Source organism: Sphaerochaeta sp. PS, assembly GCF_032144095.1.
Classification (GTDB): Bacteria; Spirochaetota; Spirochaetia; order Sphaerochaetales; family Sphaerochaetaceae; genus Sphaerochaeta.
Genome location: NZ_JAVSNJ010000012.1, coordinates 17,380 through 36,568 on the forward strand (window position 1 = coordinate 17,380; position 19,189 = coordinate 36,568).

Genomic DNA, 19,189 nt, shown 5'->3' on the forward strand with positions numbered 1-19,189 from the left:
GATAGTGTGTATCATGATAAAAGCGGATTCATCGTGCAGATGGGTCTGCTTTTTTAATGCAAAAAAAAATCGGGGGCCAAATGGCTTACCCGACCTATCTGCACTTCGAGCCTACAGTGTTGCTCTCCTCAACCATGCTCCCTTCCTGGGAGCACATCGCCTACCCCGTCACACCGGAGGGGATGGCTCGTCTGCTGGCCTGCAGTTTTCTGCCAAAGTAGAGAAGAACGAATACAGCGGCAGCCATAAGGGACCAACCGATATAGGAACTGATGGCCACTGCCGCTACCACAAAATAGAGGGCGCGCTCAAGAAAGGAGATTTTCCCTTCTACGAACCCCTGCAGGAAAATTGCAACTGAGTAGGAGACCACAACAGCTGAGATGAGGGTGACCAAGGTTGTGATATTGAACCCAATTACCAGATAGTCAGCATTGAAGGCAAAGGCAAAGGGAAGAATAAACCCAGAGATGCCAAGCTTGAAGGCGACCATGCTGACCTTCATGGGGTTCTCATCCGCTATACCCGCCGCCGCATAGGATGCCACTGCCACAGGGGGGGTAATTGCCGACATCGATGCGAAATAGAGCAAGAACAGGTGTGCTGAGAGGATTGGAAGTCCCAGTTTTGTCAATGCCGGGGCAATTGCCGTAGCGCATACGATGTAGGCAGCAGTGGTCGGCAGCCCCATCCCAAGGATTGCGCATACTATCATTGAAAGTACCAAGGAAAGGATGAGGGAGGTATTCCCCATCTGGACGATGAAGTTTGAGAACTTCAGGCCAAGCCCGGTAAGGGAGAAGATGCCAACAACGATACCAGAGGCCGCACAGGCACTGAGCACTGCACAGAGCGATCGGCCAGAAGCAACAGCCCCTTCCAGGACGCCTGAGACTGTGAGCCTCTCTTTTTTGTCCAGCATACCCATAACAATGATGGCAAGGGTAGCATAGATGGCAGCTTTCATGGGAGTGGTCTTGAATCCAAGAAGAAGGACCAATAGGACAGCCACAGGGACAAACAGCTTGATTCCTCTTGCCAAAGAGTCTTTCAGGCTAGGAAGTTCAGAGGGATCCAAGCCCTTGATGCTGAATTTTACCGCCTCGAGATCTACCATCTTGAACAGGCAAAGATAGTACATCAGAGCGGGGATAGTGGCACCGATACAGACCGTTGAATAGGGAATACCTGCAACATCGGCCAGAACGAACGCGGCGGCGCCCATTATGGGAGGCATGATCTGCCCTCCAGTCGAAGCAACAGCCTCGACAGCCCCTGCTGTCGCCTTGGAGTAGCCGTTGCGCTTCATCAGGGGGATGGTGAATGCCCCGGTGCTTACCACGTTGGCAACACAGCTGCCTGAGATGGTTCCAAACAGGGCACTGGCGACTACAGCCATCTTGGCAGGCCCCCCGCGCTTCTTCCCTGCAAGGGCAATGGCTATATCCTGGAATATGATGTCAGCACCCGAGACATTGAGATAGGCGGCAAACATCAGGAAGAGATAGACATTCGAGGCACTGGTACCGGTTGGGATGCCAAAGATACCACGGTCACTGAACAGGGCCAGAACCACCCGGCGCAAGGAATACCCCCGGTTACCGAACAAGCCAGGGATATGGCCGCCAATGAGGGCATATATGATCGCCAGAATTGCAATGATGGGCAGGATGATACCCAGAACCCGGCGAGAGGCCTCCAGGACGATCAAGGTAAGGATTAGGCCAAAGATATAGATTTCGTTGGTGATGATGTTGTTTTGCATGTCCTGGGAGTAGTTTTCAAAATTGAGGATGACAAACAGGCTAACGACCATGACCAAGGCAATAAGTGTCCAGTCAACGATGCGTAGCGCAACCTTGGCCTGTACACTTGCCCCAGTATTGGATTTCTCAAGAGGATAGTACAGAAAAATGAGGACAAGGCCGATCATCACGTGATAGGCATAGAATTTGATCGATGGTAAGGTGAATACGGTAAAATTACCCACATGCAGTGCAAGGGCAAAAACCGAAACGAACATAATGGTTGATGACACAAACTTCTTGTAGAGCTGGTCAGTTTTCTGCATACAGGGACTCCTTGGACCTTCACAGGGATATCCTGCCCCCGCACAAAAGGCGGAGGCAGGCTGGATACTTACGGGACAAGCCTTGCATCTACAGCGATGCCCTTCTCCTTCAGGTATTTGATAACACCTGGATGGAGGGGAATGTTGAAGTTTGCGGCATTATCACCTGTGGCATACTTGAGGCTATTGTGCACAGCCAACAGTTCAGGATTCTTTTCGAACAGGGTCTTGGCGATGAGATAGACCTCATCAACGGACAGGTCGGCTGAGACTACCAGCATGTTCCACTCCGAAATGGTAGGGACGTCAGAGGTTGCCCCTACATAGGAGCCCTTGGGCATGACGGCAGCACTGTAGAAGGGGTAGGTATCTGTCAGGTACTTCTGTTCCTTGGGGGTAAGGCCGATGAACCTGAGGCTTCTGGTCGCCTCAAGCTCGGTGATGGAGGCAAAGGGAGGATAGGAGAAGAGGACGGCAACATCAACCTGACCTTGGGAGACCGCAGTGGCCGTAGCGCCATGGCCATCGTTGAAAATGGAACTGGGGACGATACCCATGTTGGTGAAGACGGCACGAAGGACGCTGTCCATTGCCGCTCCCTTGGATCCCAGGCCAACTATCCTTCCATTGTAATCGGACAAACTCTTGACGGGACTGGAAGTAAGGGTATACATGGTCATATATGAGGGGTATAGAGGAACAAGCCCAAGCACTTTGGTCATTGGCTTGCCATTTGTCCACTTTGCAATTCCCTTGGCCCCTTCATATAGGGCGGAAGTCATTGCAAAGCCAATCTCTGCCTCTCCACCCTCGATCATTGCAAGGTTGGCGGTCGAGCCACCAGTCTCCTCAGAAGTAAAGACAAACTGCCCTGGTAGGGCGTTGTTCAGGATGGTTGCTAGGCCTCCACCGATAAGATAGAAGTTTCCGCCACTGGAACTGGTTCCGATGGAATACCGCTTTGGTGCGGCACTAGGGCCCTCTTTAGATCCTTGGGCGGGCATCTGCAACAGCACAAGAGCCAACAGGAGCAATACTGACAAGGTTCGTTTCATTCTTCTTTCCTCCACTACTATCTGTTCAATCACAAGATTGAATTTGAAACTCGATCACAACAGACCATAAATACCCTCAAGGACCTGAAGGCCTCGCCTCCCCTGAATCCCCCGCCGAACACATGTCCCCCTGCGGTTGCACAGGCTATGTGGATATGCAAGAACAACGGGTCATCCTTGTCGGGGTACATTGCCTTCAAAACAGGGTCCACATCCTCCCAAACCATCACCTCGCCAGTGAAGCCCACTACTTCACACGAAACATGGAAAGGGACCTCGACAGTACGCAAGGGCAGGTCCGGTTCGATGGGAGAAGCAACGCACACATTCTTCGCCGACCCGATCGCCCCAATGATATACACATTGGAAAGGTTATGTTCCAATAAATAATCCAGGATCGTCCTTTTGATGCTTGCACCAGCGGGAACAATCACTTGCAGCAAAGATTCCATGGGATACTCCTACACTACCTTCATCGCCTGGCTGGCGGCAATGAGAATTGGGTCATATACAGGTGCCACCGGGGGGGCATACACCAGATCCAGGTCATTGACCTGCTCGAGGGTAAAACCGGCTGTGATGCATGCTGCCAGGACATTTATCCTGCCGGCCACCGATTCACTTCCCACCGCCTGGGCACCAAGCAAACGACCGCTCGTTTTTTCAAATACCAAATTGATATGGTTCTGTTTTCCGCCTGGGTAGTATGAGGCCTTGTCCGCTTTTGTAATGGATGAGTGCTGGACATCATACCCATTTCGCACAGCTTCCTCGAAAGAGAGACCGGTTGCCGCTATGTACAGGTCAAAGACCTTGGTAACCTGTGAACCGAGCACACCAGGAAAGCGAGCACGCTCCCCTCCTATATCGCTACCGGCTACCCTACCCATCTTGTTTGCTGTCGTACCCAAAGGGACATAGGTAGGTTTTCCGGTAACCAGATGGTACATCTGGACACAGTCCCCACACGCCCAGATTGCACTGTCACCCGTCCTTTGCTGCCCATCCACCACAATCCCACCCCTGAAACCCAGTGCAAGACCAGCCTCCTGGGCAAGGGATGAAGCGGGCCTGACACCCACAGAGAGCACAACCATTTCAGTAGGGATGGAGCGCATGGTGGAATCCACAACTGCAGAGACCTTTCCATCCTTCTGCTCAAGACGCTTGACCGTTGATCCCAGAAAGACATCAACCCCATGCATTTCCAGATGTTGCCTGACCTTTTCCGAAAAGCTCTCAGGGAGGAAAGGCAATAGGCGGTCAAGGGCCTCCACCAGGGTCACCTTGAGCCCTACCTGTGTCAGTTCCTCAGCAAGTTCCAGACCGATGAAGCCACCACCTATGATGCATGCACGGCGGCTCTGTCTAGCCAATGCCCTCATATGGATACCATCCTCGACATTGCGCAGGACGCAGACACCCTCAGCCCTCAGCCCTTCGATCGGGGGAATGATTGGAGATGCTCCTGTGGCGATCACCAGGAAGGTATAGCCATAGGCTGTTTCCAGGCCTGTAGCAAGATCCCTTGCAACTATGCTCTTGTTCATCCTATCGATCGACAGGACTTCAGTGAGCGTTTTGACCTCGATACCCCTCTTCTCGCGCATCACCTGGGCGGATACTGAGACCAGATCCTCCGGGTCCTCAATGAGGCCTCCGACAAAATATGGCAGGCCACATGCTCCATAGCTGATGTATCCTGTTTTTTCAAATACCGTTACCTGCAGTGAGGGATCGAGCCTCTTGGCCTTGGATGCCGCACTCAGGCCGGCAGCGGTTCCCCCGATGACGAGCAAGCTTCTTGGATCGATCATGCCCCTTCCTCCTTGGAATCAGTACCTGGCCCCATACTTGTCGATGACACCCATCTCGCCCATCATCTTCTCCAACTCATCCCTGTGATGGCCGACATACTCCTGGTAGGGCTTTCTGAGATGGCCACCTGGCAAACCCAGGATTTCCAGTGCTGCCTTGATGACGATCGGATTGGAAAAGGTATAGAGCTGCTGCAGCAGAGGAAACCACTTGAAATACTCTGTCCTTGAGGTTTCCACTCTCTCGAAGTCTGTCCAGGGACGTGAGTACAAGGCGACCTCTTCAGGGATGATGTTCCCACCGATATTTGCGGTGCCGGTTCCACCAACGGCCAAGGTTGGCAGGACGATGGAATATTTGGGATAGTCACAGCACATGATCTTTACCTTCCCTTCACACAGCCTCTGCACCTGGACAAGCTGCTCAACATTAGGCATTGCTTCTTTGTCCAATACAAAATTGCTATGCAGGTCGGAGAGCTTCTTGATGGTCTCAGGAGTTACTGTCACCCCGAGCCTGGACGGATTGTTGTAGATGCCGCAGGGAATGCCTATCGAGCCCATGCAAGCGTCAAAATGAGCAAAGACAGAAGTCTGTGGAATAAGGACATAGGGAGGAACGGTGAAGATGACACCATCGGCCCCTTCTTTTTCACAATACTGGGCAAATTCGATGCTCTGGTCCGTGGTGAAGGAGGCAGCGCTGAAGAATACCGGAATACGGCCCTGGGTCATCTTGATGACCTCGTGCACGATCTGTTTCTTTTCTTCAATGGTCAACAACGTGACCTCACCGGCGGATCCCAGGACAAAAAGCTGGGTTGTTCCATAGCGTATCTGTCTGTCGATGAGGGTTGAAAACCCTGTATAGTCAATCTTGTTGTCGGAAGTGAAGGGTGTTGGCATTGCAACAAACGAACCTGACAATTGAATCATGGTAACTTAGTGCTCCTTTGGATCCCAGGACTTCAGTCCATGATCCTTGCATATACTCTACGACAGCTTTTCCAAGCAGGCGTTATACTTGCATCATGTGTAGCATTTGTTACACATGACTGCTTAAAAAATTAGTTTTCCAACATGATCTTGCATATTTCCAGGTCGGTGGCTCTCATCCCTTCCCTACCAAGTCGCCCTATCGTATGGATGGTCTTGTCGGCATCCTCCTGGACCAGACCTTCCCCACTTTGGAAAGACCTGTCATCACTAGCCATGTAGTACCCCATCTGAGCAGCATCAACGGCCGAGGCAATCTTTGCGGCACAAGAGGCCTTTGCCCCATCACAGACAATACCGGAGACATTGGCAAGGGTATTGGTGATGGTGGCCTCGATGACAGAGAGGGGGGAGCCAAACAGGTAGGCAATGCCTGCTCCTGAACCTGCGGCAGCGGAAACGGCACCACAAAATGCACTGAGCTTGCCCAACAGGGATTTCTGGTAGATTGCAACGAGGTTGCTCAAGACCAGGGCCCGGTAGGTACGATCTTCAGGGCTGTTCAGAGAGGAAGCATAGGCAATAACAGGGAGGCTGGCCGTGAGGCCCTGGTTTCCGCTTCCACTGTTGATGATTACTGGCATGCTGCATCCACTCATTCGTGCATCGCTTCCTGCTGCGGGCAAAGCCTTTGCCAGTATCCTGATGTCCGATCCATAATGCTTGAGAAGGGATTGGCCCACATTGGCACCCCAGGTATGCTTCAGCCCTTCCTGGGCAATATCCATATTGCATGCTACCTGCATATCGAGCAGTGACCGTACATCCTCTATGTCGAGAGCTTCGACAAACGCCATGATCCCTTCCAGGGAAAGGAATGAGAAGTCACAAGCCTCATCTGATTGTGTTCTGCTTTGCCCAAGCGGTAGTTCCACTCCATTTCTTTCCATACGATGGATGTTGGTATGGGATTTTGTGATCTCAACCGATGCACTCTGCTCTCCAGAGCGCATCTCAACAATGATATGGAGGTTTTCGGCTTTTTCCAAGAGCCTGACTTCACAGAGCCCCTGACCCAGGTACATTGTGGCCAAATCCCTATCATCCTGGGTTACTGAGGAGAGGGTGTTCAGGTTCAGGGAAGCATCACCACCCAGGGCTCCAAGGATGGCACTGGCAGCCACCCCTTTCAGATTCCCTGAATTCGGTACTGTTACACTCTTCACATTCTTAATGATATTTGCACTGCAATAGACGACGATTGACTGGGGAAGGGAGCCAAGAAGCTCTCTTGCCTTGGCTGATGCAAAGGCAATCGCTATTGGTTCCGTACACCCTAAGGCTGGAACCAACTCCTGGGTCAATAGCGCTAGATAGTGTGCATACTGGGTGCTTTCCATACCTGATACCTCTATGGGAAGAAGTCTACAAGGTATGGTGCAGAACGCTATGCCAGAGAGAACAGAGTAGAAAACTATGCAAGTGATACTTTGTTACAAAAGCTCGTCATCCTCTGCTACAACTTCATAGGCTTCCTTGGAAACCTGGATCTTTCGATTCAGTATTCTGATATAGCCACTATTGCACAGTTCGTTGATCAGCTTGCTGGTGGTTACACGGGCACTGCCAATGATGGTGCTGATCTCATATTGCGTGTAGTGGGTGTACAGGTCATACCAGTTCCCTTCCTGGAGGGAAGCTGTATTCGCTGTGGAGCACAATAGCTGCATGATCCGCTGTTTGCAAGGATTGAATACCAGGTTCTCTATCTCATGGCGAAGGATCAAAAGTTTTCGCGACATGCAGTTCATGATGGAGGTACGGAACAGCTTGCTCTCGTCCAGCAGACGGTCGTACGAACTGTAGGGAAGCTTCCAGAGAACTGAAGGCTCCATCGTCTCGCTGATCAGGCCGGTGGGTTCATGCAGAACCAAAGGCGTCTCCCCGAAGAACCAACCGGCACTCAGGGTATAGAGGATCTTCTCAGCCCCATCTTCCCCTAGGATATAGTGTTTCGTCCTTCCACTGAAGACGTAGTACATGCCATCCAGAGTATCACCATATTCCAGGAACTTGGACTTTGCAGGGAGAACGGATTCATTGGAATACCGAAGGAGCAGGCTCTCAAGCTTGGGGTCCTTCACCAGGGGGAAGGTGTAGCTGGAATTCAAAAAATGTTGCATGGACGATCCTCCAAAAGAACCTTGGCTCCATAATACTAGAGGGTCGCTACGGTGTTGTCAACAATGGGAAGGGAGGGATTCCCTTCCCATTTTTCGGACTCTCTCCTAGTCTTACCCCCATTAAACCACAGTTCCACCCATACGGGAATATTTCATTTGGGGCAAGAATGGGATGTATCTTATTCGGGCCAGTGTCAAAACCATCATATAAAGAATTCTTTTGACTTATGGGGTTGGGGGGCTTACCATTGGTTCAAGCGTTTTACAGACACCAGGTACCAACTGGTGATCAAAGGAGGAATTATGAGCGTTGTCAGCACAGACCTGAGGAATGTCGCAATCATTGGCCACAACGAAACCGGGAAAACCACGTTATTGGAACAGATGTTGTTCTATGCAAAAGTGATTTCCCGGGCAGAAACCGTAGCAAGTGGAAAAACGACCAGCGACTTTACTGAAGAGGAGATCGCAAACAAGATCTCCATTCACGCCTCCCTTGTCTCCCTTAACTGGGAAGGCAAGACACTCAATCTTCTCGATACTCCGGGAACGGCAGCGTTTATCGGAGAGACCATCTGCGGATTTCGTTCCTGCGAATCAGCCCTGATGGTAGTGGATGGACGCGATGGTGCACAGATAGAGACCATCAAGCTTTGGCGCCATCTTGATGAAAGAAACAAACCACGGGCGGTATTCATCAACAAGATGAATCGCGACCGTGCAGACTATACTGCAGTATTGCAGGACCTCAATGACACATTCAAGACGACCTTTATCCCGGTGGTCATCCCTGTGGGATCGGGTAAGGATTTCAAGGGTGTCATCAACCTCATAGAGAACCAGTACTATGCCCTGGGTGATGATGGAAAGGAAAAAGCAACTGAAATTCCTGAAGACCTGAAGGAGTATGTTGAAGAATATCGGTCAGCCCTCATTGAGAATGCGGCTGAAGGTGCCGATGACCTGATAGAAAAATACTTTGAGGCAGGTACCCTGGACAAGGATGAAATACGCCGGGGCCTGAGGGAAGGGCTTGACCAGAACCGTGTCGTACCGGTGTTCTGTGGTGCAGGTGAACTAGGCCTTGGAATAACGAGCATGCTGAACTTCATCCGCTACAACTTCCCCAAACCACTGGGCAAGAATGAGTGGGTCTATGACAAGGAAGGGAATGTCACCCCCTACCCCATTACCGAGGAAGGAATGGCAAGTGCTGTTGTGTTCAAGACAACCCTTGACCAGTTCAGCGGCAAGCTCAGCTTCCTGAAGGTAGTCACCGGTACCCTGAGAGGGGATACCGAGCTGTACAATCCCTCAATAGGGAAGAAGGAACGTGCAGGAAAGGTCTACCGCATGATAGGCAAGAAACTCGTCGAGGTTGATGCCCTGTGCGCCGGGGACATTGGTATCATAGCAAAGAGCAATATTGCAGCGACCAACTCCACCCTTCTGGAAAATACTGACCTCAACTTCAAGTTCAAGAAGGTAGCCTTCCCACAACCCATCTATGCCCTTGCCATCTCGGCTGAGGACAAGAAGAGTGAAGTCAAGATGAACGAGGCCCTGCACAAGGTAAAGGAAGAGGACCTCACCTTCATGATCCGATTCAACGAGGAGACCAAGGAGTCGGTGGTATCAGGGATGGGAGAACTGCACATCAACATGATCCTGAACAAGATCATGGACAAGCAGAAGATCACCATCCAGACAAAACTGCCTAGGGTTGCCTACCGTGAGACCATCACCAAAAAGAGTGGCGTAGTCGAATACTCCCACAAGAAGCAGAGCGGTGGCCATGGCCAGTACGCCCGTGTCCTCATTGAGATAGAACCTATCGAACGTGGCGAGCAGTATAGCTTCACCAACGCCATCAAGGGAGGTTCGGTGAGCAAGGGCTACATCCCTGGCATCGAGAAGGGCCTGCACGAACAGATGCTCGAAGGCTTTTTGGCCGGCTATCCTGTGGTTGATGTGGGCATCACCCTCGTCGATGGAAAGGAGCACCCTGTAGACTCGAGCGAAATGGCGTTCAAGCTCGCTGCAAAGGGAGCTATGAAGTTGGCCATGGCAAAGGCCGGGGCCGTGCTACTTGAACCCATCATGAAACTTAGTGTATATATAGAGAATGAGTATCTGGGAGATATCCTCTCCGACCTCTCCGGAAAACGGGGTAGGGTTTTGGGGCAGGAGGATATTGGGCATCTACAGCTTGTAAAGGCCCTTGTTCCCCAATCTGAACTGTTGAACTATGCCATTGACCTCAAGTCTATGACCAGTGGCACGGGAAGCTTCGAAATGGAATTCGACCATTACGAGCCGTTGAGCGGCAGGCTTGCCGATGAGGTAATTAGCTCCTACAAGGAATCCTTGCAAGAGGAAGAGGCGTAGGATGGGGAACAATCAGGAACCGAAAGGTTTTACTCTGATTGCTTGAGAGTGCATTTGTAAAGAATTTGGAAGGGAGTTTGCGGCGGCAAGCTCCCTTCCCTCATTATTGGCTTTATTTTGTTGCCAATGATGGTGGTCAGATCTTCTCGACCCACACCTCATTGATGGGAAACTCCTGGGCCAGACCCTTCTGCTCAAAGCTGGTAGTGGGCCTCCATGGCCTTGGAGGGGCAAAGCCCCCATAGGGGTTCACCAACGAAGGGACCTTTGCAAAGACATCCACCATCTGGAAGGCATACTCCTCCCAGTCTGTAACACAGTAGATATAGCCACCCTGTTTGAGCTTGTTGGCAAGAAGCCTTGCCAGAGGCTCCTGGATAAGCCTCCTCTTCTGGTGCTTTTTCTTTTGCCAGGGATCAGGAAAGAAAATATGAAAGCCTGCAACGGAGGAGTCGGCTATCATGGAAGTTAGGACATCCACAGCGTCAAAGCGCATGAGCCTGATGTTTTCCATGCCATCCTTTCCGACCAGGGAGAGCAATTTGGCAAAGCCGGAGAGGAACACCTCAAGACCAAGGTAGTTGTATTCATCACGCTCCTTGGCAATCCTATGCGTTGAGGAGCCCATGCCAAACCCAATTTCAATGATCAATGGCTTGTCATTGCCGAACAGAGCCTTGAAATCCACCACCTTCGGCTGGAATTCAAGCACATGGCTCTTGTGGTAGAGACGAAGGGCCTCTATCTGGAAGGGCTTCAACGAGCCCGAGCGCAAGACAAAACTCTTTATCGGCCTGTGGGTGCCTAGTTCACGAGTCTCCACAGTTGCCAATGAGGGGATCTCGTCAAAAATCGTATCCATCCTAACTCCTACAACAGTCTCTGCAGCTGCTCCATGAGGAACAGGGCCTTGTCCTTCAGGGAGACTGCATCAATCTTCATATGCATGAAATTCATCCGTCTGGGGTCGATGGTGACACGCCTGTTGCTCAGGGCTATGAGGGCCATCACCTTATCGACATTCAATTTCGCTACCCTACCAAACTCCAGGGTGACAACCCCCTTACGGTCTGTAAGATGGATGATGGATAGCTTTCTGCAGAGTATCTTGATCTCCGCAATATAGAGGAGGTTTGCTACCTCCTCAGGGGGTGGGCCGAACCTGTCCGCCAGCTCACTGTTGAGCTGCTGCAGCTGTTTCTCATCGGCTATGGAGGATATCTTGCGATAGATATCGAACTTGACCGTGGGGGCCTTGATGTAGGAATCGGGGATGAAACCGGTGTAGTCGAGTTCCAGGAATACTTCCTTCTCCCTCTCGCTCTCCCCACTCTTCTGTAGGTCGGCAATGGCCTCGTCAAGGATCCTGATGTACATGTCCAGTCCCACCGAGGCAAGCTGGCCGCTCTGCTCCCTGCCCAGAAGGTTTCCTGTCCCCCTGATCTCCATATCCTTCATGGCGACCTTGAAGCCCGACCCAAGCTCGGTATTCTCACTGATGATCTTCAGCCGCTTCACTGCAATCTCGCTCAAGGCACTGCCCTGGGGGTAGAAGAGGTAGGCGTAGGCCTGTCGGTCGTTTCGCCCGACCCTTCCCCGCAGTTGGTAGAGCTGGCTCAAGCCATAGCGGTCGGCACGGTCGATGATGATGGTATTTACGTTGGGGATGTCGATACCGTTCTCGATGATGGTCGTCGAGACCAGGACCTGGATGCCCTGATGGACAAATCGACGCATGGTATCTTCCAGCTGGGAGCTGTCCATCTGGCCATGGGCGCTCTCGATGATAAGCTCGGGAAGATTCTGCGATAGCTGCATCACTACCTGGTCAAGGGTCTCGATCCTGTTGTGGAGGAAGAAGACCTGTCCACCGCGGGCAACCTCTTCCCGTATCGCCTTGTAGATGATGTACTCATCGTACTCACCGATATTTGTCTTGATAGGCATACGGGCAATGGGAGGGGTGGTCAAAAGTGACATGTCACGGATCTTGAGCAGGGACATGTAGAGGGTCCTGGGGATCGGGGTGGCACTGAGGGAGAGCGAGTCGATGCTCGTCCTGAGGCTCTTGATGCGTTCCTTGTCCTTGACACCGAAACGCTGTTCCTCGTCGACGACCAACAGGCCGAGGTCACGATAGAGGATATCCTTCTGCAGGATCCTATGGGTGCCGAACAGGATGTCCACCTTCCCCTCGGCCACGGCCAACAAGGAGAGCTTCTGCTCTTTCTTCGGCACGATGCGTGAAAGATGGGCACACCTGATGGGAAAGGTCCCCACCCGCTTGATGAAGTTGTCATAGTGCTGTTCGGCAAGGATGGTGGTAGGGGCAAGGAAGGCAACCTGCTTGCCTCCCATCACAGCCTTGAAGGCAGCCCTGAAGGCTATCTCTGTCTTTCCGTAGCCGACATCCCCACAGACCAGGCGGTCCATGACCATCGGCTTCTCCATGTCTTCCTTGATGTCCTCTATGCAGGTAAGCTGGTCGGCCGTCTCGTCGAAGGGGAAGGAAGCCTCGAACTGGAGCTGCCAGTCGGTATCCTTGGGAAAGGCAAAGCCGACACTGTTCTTGCGCTTGGCATAGAGGCTGATGAGATGCTTGGCCAGATCCTCTGCGCTCTTCCTGGCCTTTGCCTTCTTGTTCTCCCAACCCTGTCCTCCAAGCTTGTCCTTTTTGGGGACACCTTGTTCACTGCCGATGTAGCGTTGGATCAGGTTGGCCTGTTCGATCGGGACATAGAGCAGTTCGCCATCGGCATAGGCGATCTTGATGAAGTCACGCTCGCGGTCAAAGCTGGAGACGCGGTCGATCTTGACGAACTGGCCTACCCCGTAGTTCACATGGACGACATAGTCGCCCTCGTTGAGGTCGACGAACGAGTCAAGGGGGGAGGATTGGGTATGCTGCAGCGTCTTGACCACCTGGCGCCTGCGGCCGAAGATCTCATGCTCACAGATTGCTATGACCTTTTCGCTGGGGATGGAGAAGCCCCCGGCTATCTCCTGGTTCTCCCACTGGAGAAACGGGAACTCCGCAAGCATCTGGGAAAGGCGCTGTTTCTGCAGGTTGTTTTCGGTGAAGACCGTCACCTGCCACCCATTTTTCTCCAAGCTTCTCAACTCATCCTTCAGCAGGACAAAGTTCCCAAAATAGGAACGGGGCCCGCCGATATCAAACGAATAGGCACCCGCTTTCTGTCCTGTGATGTCCAGGAGGGTGAGGGCTCTTGTAGCCTGTTTCTGGAACTGGGGAAAGTCGAAGAGAAGCTCATCGGGTTTCAGGGAATTCCGGTCTTCCAGGAAGGCCTCCCGGTAGAGGGCCTTTGCCTCCAGGGTGAGGCTATGGTAGCTGGTGGCCAGCCGTTGGTCACCCACAAAGCAGAAATAGTCATCCTTGGCAAAGTACTCCTCGATAGAGGAGGCAAGGAGCTTTGCATTGGCGGCATCAACCAGGGAGATGGAAAACCGGTCAATCTTGGCGGTGGTTTCCTGGGTTATCGGGTCGTAGGAGCTGATCTTCCCCACCTTGTCCCAATCGGCGTAGATCCTGAAGGGGGTGTCACTTTCATAGGGATAGATGTCGAGCACCTCACCGCGGACAGTGAATTCACCAGGGGCAGAGGTGGCAACCGTATTGAGATAGCCTGCATTGGCCAGCTCGGAGGAAAGTGCAATGGGGTCGAAAGGTGCATTCACCCGTATGGTGAGGTTTGCATCGTTGAGGGCCGTTGGGGATACAACCGGGCTTACGAAGGGCCTGAGGTGGGTGACTATGATGCCATGGGTGCAATCCTTGATGGAATTGAGCCGCTTGAGCTGGGAGTATTCGATATCGTCACCACTGAATGAGGAGTAGAGCTTCCTCCCATGGCTGGGAAGGTAGATGGTCTTGACCTCATCCATGCTCAGGGGGGTCTGCATGACCGACTTTGCATCGACGCGCAAGCCACAATCCTTCAGCAAGGCAAGGGCACTCTCCTCAGTAGGGCAGACCACCCAGATCCGCTTCTTTTCCCTGCGGCTAAGCAAGCGCAAAAAAAGCGCCAGCGGGTAGCCCTCCAACCCCTGGATAGCGAGTGATGATGCTCCTGTGGCATACGCCTTGTAGGCAGGACTACTTTTGATATACGATTGGACAACGGTGGCTATTGGCATTTGCATAAGCGCCACTACCCTATCATGAGCAAGAAGGTTATGCAATAGAATGGAATTACAACTTGACAGTGAAAAACTTGACATACTCGCAGAAGCCGTCCGTTCCTCAGGCCTCTATGCACAAGAGAAGCAAAAAGAGATTACCCGCTCCTACAAACAGGACGGAACGGTCATAACAGAGACAGACCTCACCATTTCCAGGCGCATCATCGATGTCGTACAAACCCTTTTCCCAGAAGCGAATATCATCAGCGAGGAGACACTCACCGAGTTTGATGAAGACGCCCCTTGCACCTTTGTCCTTGACCCCATCGACGGCACCGATGTCTATTCGCAAGGACTGCCTTGCTGGGCTGTTGCCCTGGGAATCCTTGACAGGAACCGCAAACCTGTAGGGGCTTATATAGCGGCTCCAAGATGGGGGGTGGGAAGTGATTCGCTCTTTGTCCGCCTCGACCCGGGCAAGCGGGTCCTGCTCAACGATGAGCTCTTTGAGGCCCATGGAGACAAGGACATACCGGAGCAGATAACCATGGGATCCAGTGGCCAGCGCCTGATGGATTTTTCCCATTTCTATGGGAAGATCCGAATATTTGGCAGCAGCATCCTGCACATGCTCGCCCCTGCGATCTACTCACACATCCAGGGATGCATCAACCAAAGCTGCTATGTCTGGGATATTACGGCAAGCCATGCAGTCCTGTTGGCCCTGGGGATGGACATAGAGTATGTGGACGGTAGCGAGTTTGTCTACGATGACGATTTCGTGCTCCGACGCAAACCCTTCGGCCTCTCCTTCTATGCGGGCACCAAGGCATGCAGGGCCGAGATGGCCAAGATCCTCCCCTCTAGATAGAGGAGGCAGGAATCTTGCCCTGTTCATGCCAGGCCCTGGCCAGGTAGATGAACGGGGTATCAAAAATGGCGACAACCCACTTCAGGGCAAAGGTGCTGATGAGTATCTGGACCAGTACGGAGAGGGGATAGACTCCCCAAAATGCGATGAAGGTGAAGATCAGGGTATCGATGAGCTGGCTGACAAAGGTGCTGAAGTTGTTCCTCAGCCAAAGGTACCCTCTCCCTGGTTTTTTGGCCTTCCAGAAATCATAGGCCCATATGTCGTGGGTGTTGCTCACCAGATAGGCAACCATCGAGCCCATGGCGATGCGGGGCATCAGGCCAAAGATGGTATGCAGTGCAGGGTCTGCGATATCGGAAGAGGAAGGCTGGAAAAGCAGGGCCACCTGCATGAGGACCGTCATGGAAAGCAGGGCAAAGAAACCCAGCCTGATAGCTCTGCTGGACTCCTTCTTGCCATATATCTCACTGAGGATGTCGGTTACCAGGAAACTGGTGGCATAGACAATGTTTCCCAGGGTGGCTTCCAGGCCAAAGATTTGGACATTCTTGGTTACCTGGATATTTGCCAGGATGATGCTGATCGGGATCCAGGCAAACAGCCCCAGTTTTCCCCAGAACCTAAAGGCGAACATGATCGCTGCAAAATCCAGAGCCAGGAGCAAAAACCATAGGAGTTCATTCATCGTCGACTATCCTCACGTTGTGTACTGGCACCTGATGCACGACAGGGTATATCGATCGAGTGCATAATGGTGCATGACCTCTTCAAGAAAGGGAGAACGGACGGTAGCCAAAATATCCAAGCCTGGAGTTGCCAACGCCATTCTGAAGGAAGGGTCAAAACCCCCACCCTGTAGCTCAAACCTTCCAAGCTCGTCGAATACAGCCAAGGTGGCAGCAGGAAGTCTCTGCAGGAGCTGTTCATTGGCCCAGGCAAAGGCCGATTCGTCAACAGTAAACTTCCCAAGCCTGGTTGCGAACGGTATGTCGGACACGTACAGGGCCAACCGTGCTTCTTCCGAAAAGAGGTCTTTCAGTCTATAGCAGGTTTTTTCCTGATTGGCAAGGGATACAAAGCCACAAAGCTGTTCTGGCCGAAGATGCCTCTCCCTGAGCAAGGAGAGCAGGGTCGTTGTCTTGCCGCTGTCCCGTTCGCCGACTATCAGGGTTATCTGCTTACTGGACACCAAGAAAACTCTGCAGCACATCAAAGGCTTTCATGGAATCCTCCCGCTTGATGACAAAGGTAAGCTCATTCATGGTTGAGACAATCTCGATCACGTTGATCTGCTCCCATGCAAGGCGACGAACCGCCTCATAGACCACCCCGGGGGTCTGCAGGAAATCCCCGGTAAACACCAGTGAGAGGGCAACCAGGTCCTCCATCTCATGCAGGACCTCCTCTTCCTTTGCAAGCTCCGTTACCAGATGCCTGTATTTCTCGCTTACCGCAAGCGAAACCTCATGGCTTCCCAGGGTAATGTTCAAGAAATCACCCTTCTCTGTAGAGATCTGGCCATACAGGGCGCCGAGCTTGCTGATGAAGCTGTCTCGCCTGACCAGGTTCAGGTCAAATATGTTGGTCTTCATCACAATGCCATATTCCACGGTATTGTGCACTTCCTTCTGGTTTCGGCTCTTCAGCTCATCACCGTACCTTCTGAGGGCCATGACAATTGCGGCGTTCTTCACCTCCTTGCCATAGGACTTCTCAACCTCAGGCAGGATCGACTGGGCATAATTGCTGAATGAAAGGATGCCACTGATGAGCATCTCATGTATGAAGGGGGACTTGTCCACGATTCGTTTGACACAACTACTGACCGATTCTGCCATTCTTTGCTCCTTGCGATATGTTATTATAATCACAAGATAAGTATTTTTGCAACAAGTTGTCAAACAAATGTGAGATGAAGTACATACCAAGCATAGGCATCCAGAGGGTTTTCTACTTTTTTTATGCTTTGCCTAGTGTTTTTCCCAGCTAAATTCTCCATATAATAGCCCAAAAAAACACTAGACGATTGTAAAATCCCCTGTTTGGAACTATACTGGACCTAGGAGGATCGCCATGAGATGTCCCCATTGTGATGAGATGAACGACAAGGTCCTGGAGTCCCGCCAGAATGCCAGCGGAACATCCATCAGAAGAAGAAGAGAGTGCAACAGCTGCGGCTATCGCTTCACCAGCTATGAGCAGATTGAGGACAAGCCCCTGATGGTGATCAAGCGGGACGGAAGACGCGAACGGTTTGACCTGAACAAGATCGGAAGGGGTATCCGTACCTGTACCGACAAGCTGGACATACCGGAGAGCAGTGTGGAAACGTTATTGCACAACATTGAGGATGCCATCATGCTCAAAGTCGGTTCCAAGCGTGAAATAACCTCTTCCGACATCGGGGACGAAACCCTGAAGCAGCTGAAAGAGGTGAACCTGGTTGCATATGTTCGCTTCGCGGCAGTCTACAAAGCCTTCGATGACCTGACCCAGTTCATTGCCGAGATCCAACAGCTGGGACGGGAACTGCAGTAGCCTAGCGCGCATCAAACCATTTGCCGGTAAGCGAGAGTTCGATGGAATCGTTCAGGTGTTCGGGCTTGAGGATTTCGTTTGCACAATCCAGGCAGAAATTATCGCTCATCCCGGCAACGTAGTCGTATACCAGGCGACTGAGCGAACCATCATGCTCCATATAGCTCTCCTGCATCTCCATGAGATGGTGGTAGAATCCCATGGCGAGCATGTTTTTCTCTGAGACATACCCCTGCTCCTCAAATCCATAGCTCTCTAGCAGCATCTTCAGGTAATCGACGATGAGGGTGAGCAGGCGGGTAAAATACCGCTCATACCCCTCAAGCAAGGGGCTCTTGTAGATATAGGCATAGTTGAATGCGATCATCGCCTCAACGGCAGGATAGCAGTGGTCGCTGAAGCTGATGCCTCTCTCCTCTGACGAGTGCTCGATGACATCGCTGACCAGGGTATCTATGATCTGGGCATTGGTCCTGCCCAGACGGGAGCTTACCAGGGAGGGCAACTGGTTGGCATTGACGATGTTGAGCCTTGAGGCGTCCTCAAAGTCCCTTCCGATATAGGCAATGGAATCACTGAACCTCACCACGGCCGCCTCATAGGTGGTGGGGAGCAGATCCTTCCTCGATACGATATGGGAGAGGTCCTTGATCTGGAAGGTAGGCTGTATCATCTGCACCAGGTGTTCCCCGTTGTGGCAGGCAATCCCGTCGCGCACAGCGTAGGTGAGGTTCAGCCCCCGCCCATGCTCAGAAAGGAAGTCGACCACACGCAGGCTGTTCAGCTCATGCTCAAACTTGGGGAATCCCTGGCCCTCCATCAGGGCGGAGAGGATCTTCTCCCCCGTGTGTCCAAAGGGTGTATGGCCAAGGTCATGGCCCATTCCTATGGCCCAGGCGAGCTCAGTGTCCAAAGAGAGGCCCCTGCAGATGGTGGAGGCGATGGAAGCCACATGCAGGCAGTGTTCCATACGGGTGCAGATGTGGTCGTTGCTCGGGGCAAAGAAGACCTGGGTCTTGTGCTTGAGCCTCCGAAATGGAGATGAGTGGATGATCGCGGTGGTGTCCCGGTAGTATGCACCCCGTACATCGTTGGTCCGTTCATGGGTTCGCTGTTGCAGCAGTCCAATATCCAGCTTGTTTGTCATTTCCATAGTTATTCCCCAAATAGTGTAGCTATGGTATCAT

At 52.2% G+C, this 19,189-nt stretch carries 16 protein-coding genes; 3 read left to right on the forward strand and 13 right to left on the reverse strand.

Annotated elements, in window-relative coordinates; all coding sequences use genetic code 11:
* Nucleotides 1–160 precede the first annotated feature (160 nt).
* The 7 genes from ROJ03_RS09965 to ROJ03_RS09995 form a co-directional block, all read right to left on the reverse strand.
* Nucleotides 161–2,071 carry a TRAP transporter fused permease subunit gene (locus ROJ03_RS09965; protein ID WP_313726894.1) on the reverse strand — a complete coding sequence of 637 codons (1,911 nt, stop codon included), beginning with the start codon at nt 2,069–2,071 and terminating at the stop codon, nt 161–163.
* A 68-nt stretch (nt 2,072–2,139) separates the two neighbouring features.
* Nucleotides 2,140–3,126: a TAXI family TRAP transporter solute-binding subunit gene (locus ROJ03_RS09970; protein ID WP_313726895.1), complete on the reverse strand. Its 987-nt coding sequence runs from the start codon at nt 3,124–3,126 to the stop codon at nt 2,140–2,142.
* Nucleotides 3,127–3,155: 29 nt separating this feature from the next.
* Nucleotides 3,156–3,578: a DNA-binding protein gene (locus ROJ03_RS09975; protein ID WP_313726896.1), complete on the reverse strand. Its 423-nt coding sequence runs from the start codon at nt 3,576–3,578 to the stop codon at nt 3,156–3,158.
* A 9-nt stretch (nt 3,579–3,587) separates the two neighbouring features.
* Complete coding sequence (locus ROJ03_RS09980; RefSeq protein WP_313726897.1) at nt 3,588–4,943, reverse strand: FAD-dependent oxidoreductase; 1,356 nt, start codon at nt 4,941–4,943, stop codon at nt 3,588–3,590.
* 18 nt (nt 4,944–4,961) lie between these two features.
* Nucleotides 4,962–5,879 (reverse strand): dihydrodipicolinate synthase family protein, encoded by a 918-nt coding sequence (locus ROJ03_RS09985; protein ID WP_313726898.1) that lies wholly within the window; start codon nt 5,877–5,879, stop codon nt 4,962–4,964.
* Between the two features lie 131 nt (nt 5,880–6,010).
* Nucleotides 6,011–7,279, reverse strand: a complete 1,269-nt coding sequence (locus ROJ03_RS09990) for an L-serine ammonia-lyase, iron-sulfur-dependent, subunit alpha (RefSeq protein ID WP_313726899.1) — start codon at nt 7,277–7,279, stop codon at nt 6,011–6,013.
* Between the two features lie 93 nt (nt 7,280–7,372).
* Nucleotides 7,373–8,062 carry a Crp/Fnr family transcriptional regulator gene (locus ROJ03_RS09995; protein ID WP_313726900.1) on the reverse strand — a complete coding sequence of 230 codons (690 nt, stop codon included), beginning with the start codon at nt 8,060–8,062 and terminating at the stop codon, nt 7,373–7,375.
* 303 nt (nt 8,063–8,365) lie between these two features.
* Here ROJ03_RS09995 and fusA point away from each other — a divergent pair, with 303 nt between their 5' ends.
* The gene (fusA, locus tag ROJ03_RS10000; RefSeq protein ID WP_313726902.1) at nt 8,366–10,450 is read left to right on the forward strand and encodes an elongation factor G; all 2,085 of its coding nucleotides are present in this window, start codon (nt 8,366–8,368) and stop codon (nt 10,448–10,450) included.
* A gap of 136 nt (nt 10,451–10,586) precedes the next feature.
* Here the strand turns inward: fusA and trmB are convergent, their stop codons facing one another.
* Both trmB and mfd read right to left on the reverse strand, forming a co-directional pair.
* Nucleotides 10,587–11,312: a tRNA (guanosine(46)-N7)-methyltransferase TrmB gene (gene trmB / locus ROJ03_RS10005; protein WP_313726903.1), complete on the reverse strand. Its 726-nt coding sequence runs from the start codon at nt 11,310–11,312 to the stop codon at nt 10,587–10,589.
* Between the two features lie 8 nt (nt 11,313–11,320).
* Nucleotides 11,321–14,611: a transcription-repair coupling factor gene (gene mfd, locus ROJ03_RS10010; RefSeq protein ID WP_313726904.1), complete on the reverse strand. Its 3,291-nt coding sequence runs from the start codon at nt 14,609–14,611 to the stop codon at nt 11,321–11,323.
* Between the two features lie 43 nt (nt 14,612–14,654).
* Here mfd and ROJ03_RS10015 point away from each other — a divergent pair, with 43 nt between their 5' ends.
* On the forward strand, nt 14,655–15,461 hold the full coding sequence (locus ROJ03_RS10015) for an inositol monophosphatase family protein (protein WP_313726905.1): 807 nt from the start codon (nt 14,655–14,657) through the stop codon (nt 15,459–15,461).
* On the opposite strand, the gene ROJ03_RS10020 is transcribed toward ROJ03_RS10015, so the two are convergent.
* Genes ROJ03_RS10020 through ROJ03_RS10030 form a run of 3 tightly spaced genes read right to left on the reverse strand, consistent with a single transcriptional unit; the run spans nt 15,454 to nt 17,302 of the window.
* A complete protein-coding gene (locus tag ROJ03_RS10020) occupies nt 15,454–16,149 on the reverse strand; it encodes a queuosine precursor transporter (RefSeq protein WP_313726906.1) in 696 nt (231 codons plus the stop codon). The genes ROJ03_RS10015 and ROJ03_RS10020 overlap by 8 nt on opposite strands.
* A gap of 12 nt (nt 16,150–16,161) precedes the next feature.
* Complete coding sequence (locus ROJ03_RS10025) at nt 16,162–16,653, reverse strand: nucleoside-triphosphatase (RefSeq protein ID WP_313726907.1); 492 nt, start codon at nt 16,651–16,653, stop codon at nt 16,162–16,164.
* Entirely contained in the window at nt 16,643–17,302 is a 660-nt protein-coding gene (locus tag ROJ03_RS10030) for a hypothetical protein (protein ID WP_313726909.1), read from the reverse strand. The genes ROJ03_RS10025 and ROJ03_RS10030 overlap by 11 nt, the downstream gene beginning before the upstream one ends.
* Before the next feature lie 235 nt (nt 17,303–17,537).
* On the opposite strand from ROJ03_RS10030, the gene nrdR reads away from it, so the two are divergent.
* Nucleotides 17,538–18,002 (forward strand): transcriptional regulator NrdR, encoded by a 465-nt coding sequence (nrdR, locus tag ROJ03_RS10035; RefSeq protein WP_313726910.1) that lies wholly within the window; start codon nt 17,538–17,540, stop codon nt 18,000–18,002.
* A gap of 1 nt (nt 18,003) precedes the next feature.
* Here nrdR and ROJ03_RS10040 read toward each other — a convergent pair whose 3' ends face one another.
* Nucleotides 18,004–19,155 (reverse strand): deoxyguanosinetriphosphate triphosphohydrolase family protein, encoded by a 1,152-nt coding sequence (locus tag ROJ03_RS10040; protein WP_313726912.1) that lies wholly within the window; start codon nt 19,153–19,155, stop codon nt 18,004–18,006.
* Nucleotides 19,156–19,189 lie beyond the last annotated feature (34 nt).